This is a genomic window from Bradyrhizobium sp. WYCCWR 12699 (genome assembly GCF_032144035.1).
Classification (GTDB): domain Bacteria; phylum Pseudomonadota; class Alphaproteobacteria; order Rhizobiales; family Xanthobacteraceae; genus Bradyrhizobium.
This window is the reverse complement of record NZ_JAVTJN010000033.1, coordinates 78,740-90,972: the sequence shown is the minus strand read 5'-3', so window position 1 is coordinate 90,972 and position 12,233 is coordinate 78,740. Positions and strand designations below refer to the sequence as shown.

At 66.1% G+C, this 12,233-nt stretch carries 10 protein-coding genes; all 10 read right to left on the bottom strand.

What is annotated here, in order from left to right:
• Positions 1–2: 2 nt before the first annotated feature.
• Positions 3–1,406 (bottom strand): UDP-N-acetylmuramate--L-alanine ligase, encoded by a 1,404-nt coding sequence (murC, locus tag RPS27_RS20515; RefSeq protein WP_313754220.1) that lies wholly within the window; start codon positions 1,404–1,406, stop codon positions 3–5.
• 124 nt (positions 1,407–1,530) lie between these two features.
• On the bottom strand, positions 1,531–2,631 hold the full coding sequence (gene murG, locus RPS27_RS20510) for an undecaprenyldiphospho-muramoylpentapeptide beta-N-acetylglucosaminyltransferase (RefSeq protein ID WP_212067681.1): 1,101 nt from the start codon (positions 2,629–2,631) through the stop codon (positions 1,531–1,533).
• A gap of 189 nt (positions 2,632–2,820) precedes the next feature.
• On the bottom strand, positions 2,821–3,972 hold the full coding sequence (gene ftsW, locus RPS27_RS20505; protein WP_194403930.1) for a putative lipid II flippase FtsW: 1,152 nt from the start codon (positions 3,970–3,972) through the stop codon (positions 2,821–2,823).
• Between the two features lie 71 nt (positions 3,973–4,043).
• Positions 4,044–4,493, bottom strand: a complete 450-nt coding sequence (locus RPS27_RS39735; protein ID WP_212067682.1) for a DUF4279 domain-containing protein — start codon at positions 4,491–4,493, stop codon at positions 4,044–4,046.
• Between the two features lies 1 nt (position 4,494).
• A complete protein-coding gene (murD, locus tag RPS27_RS20500) occupies positions 4,495–5,892 on the bottom strand; it encodes a UDP-N-acetylmuramoyl-L-alanine--D-glutamate ligase (RefSeq protein ID WP_212067683.1) in 1,398 nt (465 codons plus the stop codon).
• A gap of 7 nt (positions 5,893–5,899) precedes the next feature.
• A complete protein-coding gene (gene mraY, locus RPS27_RS20495) occupies positions 5,900–7,003 on the bottom strand; it encodes a phospho-N-acetylmuramoyl-pentapeptide-transferase (RefSeq protein WP_194403932.1) in 1,104 nt (367 codons plus the stop codon).
• Between the two features lie 150 nt (positions 7,004–7,153).
• Positions 7,154–8,533, bottom strand: a complete 1,380-nt coding sequence (gene murF / locus RPS27_RS20490) for a UDP-N-acetylmuramoyl-tripeptide--D-alanyl-D-alanine ligase (RefSeq protein ID WP_212067684.1) — start codon at positions 8,531–8,533, stop codon at positions 7,154–7,156.
• Entirely contained in the window at positions 8,530–10,002 is a 1,473-nt protein-coding gene (locus RPS27_RS20485) for a UDP-N-acetylmuramoyl-L-alanyl-D-glutamate--2,6-diaminopimelate ligase (RefSeq protein WP_212067685.1), read from the bottom strand. The genes murF and RPS27_RS20485 overlap by 4 nt, the downstream gene beginning before the upstream one ends.
• An 86-nt stretch (positions 10,003–10,088) precedes the next feature.
• Complete coding sequence (locus RPS27_RS20480; RefSeq protein WP_194403935.1) at positions 10,089–11,843, bottom strand: peptidoglycan D,D-transpeptidase FtsI family protein; 1,755 nt, start codon at positions 11,841–11,843, stop codon at positions 10,089–10,091.
• Positions 11,840–12,232, bottom strand: coding sequence for a hypothetical protein (locus RPS27_RS20475; RefSeq protein WP_194403936.1), 393 nt, complete (start codon positions 12,230–12,232; stop codon positions 11,840–11,842). Before RPS27_RS20475 ends, RPS27_RS20480 begins: the two co-directional genes overlap by 4 nt.
• Position 12,233: the final 1 nt, after the last annotated feature.

Sequence of the window (12,233 nt, the reverse complement as noted above, 5' to 3'; positions counted from 1 at the left end):
CCCTACCCCAGCGCCTTCAACTGATCCGGCAAGGCATACGCCCATTGCGTGATGTTGCCGGCCCCTAAGCACACGACGAGATCGCCGGACGTCGCGAGCCGCTTGACGATGCCCGCGAGCTCCGGTGCCGCCGGCAGCGGCACCACCTCGCGATGCCCATGGGCGCGCAGGCCTTCCACGAAATGGTCGCGGTCGATGCCGTCGATGGGCGCTTCGCCGGCGGCATAGACGTCGGCAACAACAACCGCATCCGCGTCGTTGAAGCAGGTGCAGAATTCCTCGAACAGTGATTGCAGGCGGGTGTAGCGATGCGGCTGCACCACGGCGATCACCTTGCCGGTGTAGGAATCGCGTGCCGCTTTCAGCACCGCCGCGATCTCCACGGGGTGATGGCCGTAATCGTCGATGACGGTGACGCCGTTCCACTCGCCGGTTTTGGTGAAGCGGCGCTTGACGCCGCCGAAGCCGGCCATCGCCTTGCGGATCGCATCGTCGGACACACCGAGCGCATGCGCGACCGCAATCGCTGCCGTCGCGTTCGACGCATTGTGCCGGCCCGGCATCGGCAGCGCGAGATCGGCGATCTCATGCGTGGTGCCGGCCTTGCGGTCGCGGATCACGACCTTGAATTTCGAGCCGCCGCCGCCCGCGGTGAGATCGACAAGCCGCGCGTCGGCCTGCGGGTTCTCGCCATAGGTGATGATGCGGCGATCCTCGATCTTGCCGACAAGAGTCTGCACCACGGGATGGTCGATGCACATCACGGCGAAGCCATAGAATGGCAGATTCTCGACGAAATGCCGGAACGCGTCCTGCACGGCCTCGAAGGTCTTGAAGTGATCGAGATGCTCGGGGTCGACATTGGTGACGATGGCGACATCGGTCGGCAGCTTCAGGAAGGTGCCGTCGCTCTCGTCCGCTTCCACCACCATCCAGTCGCCGGCACCCAGCCGCGCGTTGGAGCCATAGGCGTTGATGATGCCGCCGTTGATCACGGTGGGATCGAGGCCGCCGGCATCGAGCAGCGTTGCGACCATCGTCGTCGTCGTGGTCTTGCCGTGGGTGCCGGCGATCGCGACGCAGCTCTTCAGCCGCATCAGCTCGGCCAGCATCTCGGCGCGGCGCACCACGGGAATGCGCCGTTCGCGCGCCGCCATCAGTTCCGGATTGTCGCGCTTGATCGCGGTGGAGACGACGACGACTTCGGCGCCGTCGACATTCTCGGCCTTGTGGCCGACCGAAACCTTCGCGCCCTTCTTGCGCAGTCGGTCGAGATTGTAATTGTCGGAGGCATCCGACCCCTGCACGGCATAGCCGAGATTGACCAGCACCTCGGCGATGCCGCTCATGCCGATCCCGCCGATCCCGACGAAGTGGATGGGTCCGATCTCGCGCGGCAGTCTCATGCTCTGTTCCCTGACCTCGCCGCCTTCCGCAGGCGGCATCTGGCGAAGGTCACGGCCAAATCAGCCGCGCGCCTTTCTTACTGGATGCCTCGCTTTAGAAGGCGAAGACAAGGGCTTTTTCGCGTCAGATTCCCGCAACCTTGACCACCAGATCGGCCAGCCGCTCCGCGGCATCGAGCCGGCCCGCGCCACGGGCCGCTGCGGCCATGGCGGCGAGGCGCGCGGGTTCGGCGGCGAAGGCGGAGATTTCGGACGCCAAACGGTCGGAGGTGAACTCGGTCTGCGGGATACGGATCGCGCCATCCACCTTGACCAGCACGCCGGCATTGGCGAACTGGTCCTGGTCGATCGAGCCCGGCAGCGGCACCAGGATCGAGGGCCGGCCGATTGCCGCGAGCTCGGCCACCGTGCCGGCGCCGGAGCGCGATACCACGAGATGATTTGACGCGAGCCGGGCCGGCAGGTCGGTGAAGAACGGCGCCAGCTCCACCTTGATCTTCAGCCCGTCGTAGACCGCGCGGACGCGGCTCATGTCCTCGTCGCGCACCTGCTGGGTGAGAACAAGCCGGCCCCACAGCGCAGGCTCGAGCCGCTCGATCGCACCGGGCACGATGTCGGCCATGATGCGCGCGCCCTGGCTGCCGCCGACGACGAGCAGGCGCAGCGGGCCGTTCACCTCGGGCGCAGCATAGGGCACGGCGGCAGCAGCGAGCACCGCCGGCCGCATTGGCGTGCCGACGGTGGTGGTCTTGGCCGACAGCGCGGGATCGCGGTCGAGCACGCCCGGCAACGACGTCGCGATGGCGCGCACGCGGCTCGACAGGAACCGGTTGGCGCGGCCGAGCACCGCGTTGGCGTCGTGGATGATGCCGGGCACGCCGGCGAATTTCGCCGCGACCAGCGGCGGCAGCGTCGGATAGCCGCCGAAGCCGACGACTGCGACAGGCTTCAATCGCTTGATCAGTCCGTAAGCGGACAGCGTGCCGGCCACGAGCGTGAGCCCGGCATAGGCGAGCTGAAGCGGATCGCGGCCGCGCGCGGTCTCGCTGGCCACGACGTCGATCATGTCCTTGCTGAACAGCCCGCTATAGCGCAGCGCGCGCTCGTCCGTGACGAGGCGGACGCGATAACCGCGCCGGATCAATTCGACGCCGAGCGCCTCGGCCGGAAACAGATGGCCGCCGGTGCCGCCCGCGGCGAGAAGAATCAGGGGGGACGTGGTCATGGTGGCGGAGTTTTACAGGGAGTTTTCCGTCATTGCGAGTGCGGCAACGAAAGTGTTCGTGCCCCGGGCGCGGCGCAGCGCGCTGCCCTTCGCAGCGTGGTGCGCTGCTGAACCGGGGCCCATTGGTTGCAGCATTCTGGATCCCGGCTCTGCGCTCCGCTTCGCGGAGCTTGTCCGGGACACGTGCAACTACGCGTAACTCCGCATCGCCTCGGCGTGGCCGCTGGCTTCGACCTCGGTGCGCGGGCGCAGCCGCGTCAGCGCCAGCATCATGCCGACGCCATAGGCCAGCGACACGATCGAGGAGCCGCCATAGGAGATGAACGGCAGCGTCATGCCCTTGGCGGGGATGAGCTGCAGGTTGACCGACATGTTGATTGCGGCCTGCACGCCGAACAGGATCGCAAGTCCCGAGGCGGCGAAGCGCGAGAACATGTCCTCGTTGGCATAGGCGCGCGACAGCGTGCGGATGACGACGAAGGCGAACAGCGTCAGCATCGCAAGGCACAGGATGATGCCGAACTCCTCCGCGGCGACTGCGAACACGAAATCGGTGTGACTGTCCGGCAGGCTGCGCTTGGCGATGCCCTCGCCCGGGCCCAAGCCGAACCAGCCGCCGTTGTAAAAGGCCTCCATGGCGGTATCGACCTGGAAGGTGTCGCCGGAGGCCGGGTTCATGAAGCGCTTGATGCGGCCCGCGACGTGCGGGACGAACAGGTAAGCGCTGAACAGGCCGGCCGCCGCGGCGCCGGCGAGGCCGAACACCCAGATCATGCGCATGCCCGCGATGAAGAACAGAGAGCCCCACACCATCAGGATCAGCATGGTCTGGCCGAAATCCGGCTCCATCACCAGCAGCGAGACCAGCATCAACAGCAGCACCAGCGCCATCGTGGTCGCCGGCATCTCGGGCCGCTTGGTCGATTCCGCAAACAGCCAGGCCGCGATGACGACGAAGGACGGCTTGGCGATCTCGGAGGCCTGAATGTTGACGCCGAGCAGCGTGATCCAGCGTCGCGAGCCCTTCACCTCAGGGCCGATCGCGAGCGTCAGCACGATCAGGATGATGCTCGCCGCGAAGATGATCAGGGCCGAACGGCGGATCGCGCGCGGCGACAGGAAGGACACCCCGAGCAGCACGATGCAGGACGGCACCAGGAACAGCACGTGGCGGCTGAAGAAGTGGAAGGGATCGAGCCCGATGCGGGTCGCGACCGGCGGGCTCGCCGCCAGCGACAGGATCACGCCGGTCAGCATCAAGGCCAGGATCGCGCCCATCAGCGGCTTGTCGACGGTCCACCACCACTCGGAAAAGGGGGTGCGTTCTTCACGGGAGAGCATGGGCGGCCGCTTTCGGACAGAGGTCAGCCCATTGGTCGCCGAGGTTGGTTACCGGGGGGTTAAGGAGGCCGTTATCTTTTCGAGATAGCCTTTGATCTAAGGGGCTCGATGGCATCAGGCAGGTAGGTGTGCAGGTCTAATGCGATGTGCAGGCGGGCCATCGACTTCAGCAAATCACTACTGAATGTCTCGCCTGAATGTTCATCAAGGAACCAGCCGACTGAAAGAGTTGCCTTCCCACCCGTGGATGACAGCTTCCGCAGCACCGTTCGATGAGGCTGAAGCCGTTCCAGCGCAGCCTCGATTTGCCTAGCCACCGTTTTTCGCGATGTCGGCCCTAATTCAATCAAACAGTAAGAGCTGTCGCGTTTGCTGCCAAGCGGCATTCCTTTCGGCACAGGTTGTTCATCCCCCCTCTTCCAAATGCGTTTTGGCTCAAATCCGAGAGCCTTGCACAGGCGCGAAAGATCGCGGGTCGGGTGCGTCAGTTTGAGAGAGACCGTCGCCCGGTACCGATTCACCTCACACCACCGGCTTCACACCCGGCAGCGCCTGCACCAGCTCGCGAAACTTTGTGCCGCGGATTTCGAAGTTGCGGTACTGGTCGAACGACGCGCAGGCCGGCGACAGCAGCACGACGGCATCGGCGAGACCTGAGTCTTCCGCATCGCGCGCGGCGTGCTCGACCGCAACGTCGAGCGTCTGGCTGATCTCGTGCGCAACCGAGCCGAGGGTGCTCGAAAACTCCTGCGCGGCCTCGCCGATCAGATAGGCTTTTCGGATGCGCGGGAAGAAGCCCGTCAAACCGGTGATGCCCCCGGCCTTCGGCTTGCCGCCGGCGATCCAGAAGATATCGCCGAAAGACGACAGCGCATGCGCGGTGGCGTCCGCGTTGGTGCCCTTGGAGTCATTGACAAACAGCACGTTGCCGCGGCGGCCGACCTGCTCCATGCGATGCGCAAGGCCGGGAAAGCTGCGCAGGCCGTTCTGAAGCACATCGAGGCTGATGCCCATTGCGAGTGCGGCGGCGGCCGCGCACGCCGCATTCTGCGCGTTGTGCTGGCCGCGCAGCGAACCAATGCCGCCGAGCGCGGCGATCTCGCTGCGCGCACCGCCCGCGGTGCGCACGATATTGCCGTGCTCGACATGGATGCCCGACGCCAGCGGGTTCTTGACGGAGATGCGCACCACATTCTTGCCCGAGCGGTCGAGCCGGTCGGCGATGTCGCGGCAAAAGCCGTCGTCAACGCCGACGATCGCGGTGCCGCCTCCTTGCACGCCCGCAACGAGGCGCTCCTTCACCGCGGCGTAGCGCGCGATGGTGCCGTGACGATCGATATGGTCTTCGCTGACATTGAGCAAAATGCCGACGGAGGGATCTAGCGAGGGCGTGAGGTCGATCTGGTAGGACGACATCTCGATGACGTGGACGCGGCCCATGCGCGGCGGCTCCAGCGACAGGATCGCGGTGCCGATATTGCCGCCCATCTGGGTGTCGTAGCCGGCAACCTTCGTGAGGTGCGCGATCAGCGCCGTCGTGGTCGACTTGCCGTTGGTCCCGGTGATGGCGACGAACGGCGCATCCGGCGCATGGCGCCGCCGCTCGCGGCAGAACAGCTCGATGTCGCCGATCACCTCACAGCCCGCCTCGCGCGCCTTCAGCACGCTCCAATGCGGGACCGGATGAGTCAGCGGCACGCCGGGCGCGAGCACGAGCGCCGCAAAGTTCGCCCAGGACACGTTGCGCAAATCCGCGGTGATGAAGCCGGCCTGCGCAGCCTTGGCGACGTTCTCGGCGTTGTCGTCGGCCGCGATCACCTCGGCGCCGCCGGCCTTTAGCGCGTGGCAGGAGGCGAGCCCGGAGCCGCCGAGGCCGAACACCGCGACGGTCTTGCCGGCAAAAGAGGTGACGGGGATCATCGAGCGATCACCGCAGCTTCAGCGTCGACAGGCCGGCTAGCGCCAGCATCACCGAGATGATCCAGAACCGGATCACGATCTGCGGCTCGGTCCAGCCGAGCTGCTCGAAATGGTGATGGATCGGCGCCATGCGGAAGATGCGCTTTCCGGTCAGCTTGAACGACACCACCTGCACGATGACGGAGACCGCCTCCAGCACGAACAGGCCGCCGATCACCGCTAGCACGATCTCGTGCTTCACCGCGACCGCGATCGCACCGAGCATGCCGCCGAGCGCGAGCGAGCCGGTGTCGCCCATGAAGATCGACGCCGGCGGCGCGTTGAACCAGAGGAAGCCGAGGCCGGCGCCTAGAAGCGCGCCGCAGAGCACCGCGAGCTCGCCGGTGCCGGCGACATATTTGATCTGGAGATATTCGGCGAACACCGCGTTGCCGGCGAGATAGGCGATCATCGCAAAGCTCGCGGTCGCGATCATCACGGGCACGATGGCGAGGCCGTCGAGACCGTCGGTGAGGTTCACCGCGTTGCCGGAGCCGACGATGACGAAGGCACCGAAGATCACGAAGAACCAGCCGAAATGCAGCACGGTGTCCTTCAGGAAAGGAATCGTCAGCGCGGTGGACGCGGGATCGCGGTTCAGCCGCACCAGGGCGTAGCAGGCCACCAGCGCGATCGCCGCCTCGATCAGCAGGCGAAGCTTGCTGCCGAACCCGCTCGTGGTCTGCTTGGTCACCTTGAGGTAGTCGTCATAGAAGCCGACGAAGCCGAAACCGAGCGTCACCGCCAGCACGATCCAGACATAGGGGTTGAGCGGATTGGCCCAGAGCACGGTACCGACGGTGAGGCCGGACAGGATCATCAGCCCGCCCATCGTGGGCGTTCCCTTCTTGGCGAGATGCGATTGCGGACCGTCGGTCCGGATCGGCTGGCCCTTGCCTTGGCGGATACGCAGATGGTCGATGATCCAGGGCCCGAACAGGAACACGAACAGCGCACCGGTGACCACCGCGCCGCCGGTGCGGAAAGTGATGTAGCGGAAGACGTTCAGGAAGGTGCGAACGGCACCGAAGCCCGGAAATGTGTTGGAGAGCTCGATCAGCCAGTAAAACATTCAGACGGTCCTATGGCGCCTCTGCACGCACGATCTTGGCGTGCCTCTCGCGCATTCGCTGGTCTTCATCATGGGTCGCGCGCCCCCAGGGAAACCGGACGGCTTCGCGCCGCAAAGGGTGGGATTCGGGAACGGCGCCTTCCAAGCAGTTTACGCCTTTGCCTGCAAGGCGGCCACCAGGCCCGGCACAAACTTGTTGACCCAGAACATCTTCTTGCTGCCCTTGACAACCACGACATCGCCTGCCTGCAGCAGGCTCGCGACCTCGACCGGCTTCAGCGTGGCGGGGTCGTCGTGCCAGCCGAGACCCTTGCCTGACGGCAGCACGTCGTAGAGGTGCCGCATCAGAGGGCCGACGCAGTAGACCCCGTCGATGCCGTCGAGGTGCTTGGCAAGGGCGGTGTGATAGTCCGGGGCGTCTTCGCCCAGCTCCAGCATGTCGCCGAGCACCGCAATGCGGCGGCCGCCGGTCATGTTGCGTGCCTGCAGGCTCTGCAGCGCGGCAGCGACGCTGGCCGGATTGCCGTTGAAACTGTCGTCGATCACGGTGATGCCGCCGATCGTCTGCTCGACGCCGCGGCCGGTCATGATGCCGACCCGGTCGAGCTTGATCGCGAGCGTCGCCGCATCGAGATTGGCGGCACGAATCGCAGCGAGCGCGGCCAGCGCATTCTGAACGCGGTGCGGCGCGCCCGGCGTCAGACTGAAGGCAAGTTCCTTCTTGCCGATCATGGCCACGATCTGCCAGCTCTCGCCGTGCGGCGCGTGCGCGACCTCGTGCACCTCGGCGTGCTCACCGAAGCGGACGACCTTGCCCTTCCATTCCGACGCCTTGAGCCCGGCGGGCAGCACCAGCACCCCGTCCTCGGGCAGGCCGAGCGCAATCGAGACCTTCTCGCGCCTGATGGCTTCGAGCGAGCCGAGCTTTTCCAGATGCACGGGCTGGACATTGACGACGAGCGCGACCGTCGGCCGCGTCAATTCGCTGAGCCGCGCGATCTCGCCCTTCTGGTTCATGCCCATCTCGACGACCCAGAGGCTGGCATCGGTGCGCGCATTGCAAAGCGTCAGCGGCACGCCCCAGAAATTGTTGAAGCTCGAGGGGCTGGCATAGGCGTTCGGATAGGCCGCCAGAAATTCCTTGGTGCTGGTCTTGCCCGCGCTGCCGGTGAGCCCGATCACCGGCCCGTTGAACCGCGCGCGCGCGGCGCGTGCGAGGCCCCAGAGGCCGTCGATCAGCGTATCCTTGACGACGATCTGGGGAATGCGGATGCCGGCGATCTCATGCGGCACGATCATCGCGACCGCGCCGGACGCCTCAGCCTTGTCTGCGAACTCCCAGCCGTCTCGCGCGCTGGCAAAGGCCGAGACGAAGCCGCCGCTCGGCGTGCCTGATAGCGCGACGAACAGGCTGCCCGGTTTCACCAGGCGGCTGTCCTGGGTGACGAAATCGATCGGAGTGTCCGGGAACGATCCGTCCGCGCCCAGCGCGCGCGCCACTTCGGCAACCGTCCATATCGGCGCGCTCATGCAACCCTCGACGCTAATGCGGCGGCGACCGCCTCGTGATCACTGAAGGGCAAAACCTCTCCGCCGACGATCTGCCCGGTCTCGTGGCCCTTGCCGGCTACGAGCAGCGCATCGCCCTCCTGCAATTCCTCGATCGCGGCGCGGATGGCAGCGGCACGGTCGCCGATTTCGCGGGCGCCCCTGGCGGTAGCGAGGATCGCGGCGCGGATCGCTTCCGGCCTCTCGCTGCGCGGATTGTCGTCGGTGATAATGATTCCGTCAGCGTTCTCGGCTGCGATCTCGCCCATGATCGGACGCTTGCCGGCATCGCGGTCGCCGCCGGCGCCGAACACGACGACCAGCCTGCGCCTGGCATAGGGACGCAGCGCCTGCAGTGCCTTCACGAGCGCATCGGGCTTGTGCGCGTAGTCGACGAAGATCGGCGCGCCATTGCGCTCGCCGACGAGCTCGAGTCGTCCCTTGGCGCCTTCGAGATGCTCAAGGCTTGCAAGCACGTTGGCCGCATCGCTGCCGGTCCCGATCGCAAGACCCGCCGACACCAGCGCGTTCTCGATTTGGAATTCCCCGACCAGCGGCAGGCGGATCGCATAGCGCTTGCCGCGATGCTCGAGCCCGAGCACTTGCGAAAAGCCTTCGACCCTGGCGTCCGCGAGACGAATGCCCTCGCCTGCCCCGTCGCCGTTGCGACCGACCGCCATGACGCGCAGGCCGCGCGCCTTCGCAGCGCCGATCGCTTCCGCCGAGCAATCATGATCCGCCGAGATCACCGCCGCGCCGCCGGGCGGCACCAGCTCGCGGAACAAGCGAAGTTTCGCGGCAAGGTAATGCGCGACGGTCGGATGATAATCCATGTGGTCGCGCGAGAGATTGGTGAAGCCGCCGGCGGAGACGCGCACGCCGTCGAGCCTGAATTGATCGAGCCCGTGCGACGACGCCTCGAATGCGAGATGGGTGACGCCCTCGCGCGCGATCTCGTCGATCTGCCGGTGCAGTGCGATCGGATCCGGCGTCGTCAGCGAGCCATAGACCGTACGCTTGGGCGAGACGAGACCGATGGTGCCGATGCTGGCGGAGACATGCCCCAGCCGCTCCCAGATCTGGCGCGTGAAGGCTGCAACAGAGGTCTTGCCGCTGGTGCCGGTCACGGCCGCGATGGTCGCCGGCTGGGCGGGGAAGAAGCTTGCGGCGGCCAGCGCCAGCGCACGGCGCGGATTGGCGACGGCGATGAACGGCACCTTGCTGCCATCCGGCGCATGGTCGCCGACGACGGCGACCGCGCCCGCGGCAATCGCGGCGTCGACGAAGCGCGCGCCATCGGTCTTGCTGCCCGCCAGCGCGAAGAAGAGATCGCCCGGCTTGACGACGCGGCTGTCGAGCGCAAGGCCGGTCACATCGAGCGCGGCGATAGCGGGCTCGATCGCGGCATCATTGCCCAGAATATCCAGACCCAGGAGGTCGCGCAGCTTCATGGTCTTCCAGTCGACATGCCCTGCCGGGAAGCCGAATACGGGTGGAGAATCCCGACTCAGCCGCGGCGAAAAGCCTACCCCGTTGATTACTGGGTTGTCCTGGATGCTGCAAGAATAAGGCGCTCCGCAGGCGGCAGGTCGAACCGCGGCTCGACGCCCAGGAGCGGCGCGATCCGCTCGATCACCTTGCCGCCGGTCGGAACAGCGTTCCAGCCCGAGGTGATGAAACCCTTCGTTTCCGGAATGGCCTGCGGCTCGTCCAGCATGATCAGGATCTGATATTTGGGATCGTCGCAAGGCATGATCGCCGTGAAGGAGTTGAGCACGCGCTTCTTGGCGTAACGACCGTTGATGACCTTTTCGGACGTGCCGGTCTTGCCGCCGACGTAATAGCCCTTGATATCGGCGGTCTTGGCGGTGCCAATCTCGGCGTTGAGCCGCATCAGGAACCGCATCTTGTCGCTGGTCTCGGTCTTGATGACGCGCTTGGCGATCGCCGCGGCTTCGGACTCGCTGCGCTTCATGAAGGTCGGCGGAATCAGATAGCCGCCGTTCACCAGCGCATTGATGCCCATCACCGCTTGCAGCGGCGCCACCGACATGCCCTGACCGAACGCGATGGTGACCGTGTTCAGCTCGCCCCAGCGCCGCGGCACCAGCGGCGCCGCGCTCTCCGGCAGCTCGGTGCGCAGCCGCGTCAATTGGCCCATCTTGGCGAGGAACGCCTTGTGTGCCTCCACGCCCTGGCTGAGCGCGATCCGCGCCGCACCGATGTTGGACGAGTAGGTGAACACTTCCTTGGTGTTGATGAAACGTCCGAGCGGGTGGCTGTCGTGGATGGTGAACTTGCCGTAGTGCAGGTTTCCACGCGCGTCCCACGACGAGTTCAGATTGATCTTGCCGGAATCGAGCGCCATCGCCAGCGTGAACGCCTTGAAGGTGGAGCCCATCTCGTAGACGCCGGTGGTCAGGCGGTTGATGCGATCGGGATCGTGCGCTTCCTTCGGGTTGTTGGGGTCGAAATCCGGTAAGGAGACCATCGCCACGAGCTCGCCGGTCTTGACGTTCGAGATGATGCCGGAGGCGGCCTTGGCGTGGAACTTGTCCTTGGCCTTCAGAAGCTCGTCGCGCAGCGCATGCTCGACGCGCAGGTCGATCGAAAGCTCGATCGGCTTTTGCAGCCGGTCGGTGGCAAAGCCGGCGCGGTGGAGATCGGCGAGGCCCTGATTGTCGAGCCACTTCTCCATGCCGGCGATGCCCTGGTTGTCGATGTTGACGAGGCCGATGAGGTGGGCGACCTCGTTGCCGGTCGGATAGACGCGCTTGTTCTCGCGCAGGAAGCCGATGCCGGGAATGCCGAGCTTGTGGATGGCCTGCTGCTGCTTCGCCGTGACCTCGCGCTTGAGCCAGACGAAACCCTTGCGCGTCCTCAGGCGCTCGCGCACCTCGGCCTCGTCGAGGTCGGGCACGGTCGCAGTGAGAAGCTCGATCGCCTCGTCCTTGTCGATGATGCGGCGCGGCTCGCCGAACAGGCTCGCCGCCTTGACGTCGGTGGCGAGGATCGCGCCGTTGCGGTCGACGATGTCGGGACGCGCGGTCGCCACCACCTCCTGCGCCGCGGCGCGGCGTGCGCCATGGGCATCGGCGCCGATCGCGAACATCACGAGCCGGCCGCCGATCAGGGCATAGACCGAGGCGAAGGCGAGCATGGCGAGGCCGACGCGCGCGCGCGCCTTCGCGGCGCGGTCGACGTTGCGCCCGTAGAGCAGGCTGCGGATCAGACGCTGCCGCCAGGGCTCAGTCGGCTTTTCTGCAGGTTTGGCCGGAGTCGCAGCGCTCATTGATTGTCCTCGGGCTGAGGCACGGAGCCCGTCACGGTGTCGGGATCGCTGGCGGCTTCGATCGTGTTCAGCATGGCCCCGATCGGATCGGGCTCGCCCGGCCTGAACATCCGCGGCGGACGCTCCGGCAGGTTCTTCAGCGAATCATATTGGGTGCCATTGACCGGCTTGAGCTGCAGATGCCGATCGGACAGGCCTTGCAGCCGGTGCGGCGCATCGAGCCTGGCCCATTCGGACCGCAGAGACGCGATCGCGTCGCGCTGCTCGCGGATCTCCGCATGCAGCCGCAGCACCTTCTCGACGCGCGCTGTCGAGTCCATCTTGATGCGGTAGACATAGGCCGCCGCGAAGATCAGCGCGCCGATGACGAGAAGGTGGATGATGCGCATG

Bases quoted from the DNA above. Each gene is read 5' to 3' on its own strand.
- murG (WP_212067681.1), bottom strand. From the start codon at position 2,631: ATGACCACGTCCCCCCTGATTCTTCTCGCCGCGGGCGGCACCGGCGGC.
- murD (WP_212067683.1), bottom strand. From the start codon at position 5,892: ATGATCCCCGTCACCTCTTTTGCCGGCAAGACCGTCGCGGTGTTCGGC.
- RPS27_RS20480 (WP_194403935.1), bottom strand. From the start codon at position 11,843: ATGAGCGCTGCGACTCCGGCCAAACCTGCAGAAAAGCCGACTGAGCCC.
- RPS27_RS20475 (WP_194403936.1), bottom strand. From the start codon at position 12,232: ATGCGCATCATCCACCTTCTCGTCATCGGCGCGCTGATCTTCGCGGCG.
- ftsW (WP_194403930.1), bottom strand. From the start codon at position 3,972: ATGCTCTCCCGTGAAGAACGCACCCCCTTTTCCGAGTGGTGGTGGACC.
- mraY (WP_194403932.1), bottom strand. From the start codon at position 7,003: ATGTTTTACTGGCTGATCGAGCTCTCCAACACATTTCCGGGCTTCGGT.
- murF (WP_212067684.1), bottom strand. From the start codon at position 8,533: ATGAGCGCGCCGATATGGACGGTTGCCGAAGTGGCGCGCGCGCTGGGC.
- RPS27_RS20485 (WP_212067685.1), bottom strand. From the start codon at position 10,002: ATGAAGCTGCGCGACCTCCTGGGTCTGGATATTCTGGGCAATGATGCC.
- murC (WP_313754220.1), bottom strand. From the start codon at position 1,406: ATGAGACTGCCGCGCGAGATCGGACCCATCCACTTCGTCGGGATCGGC.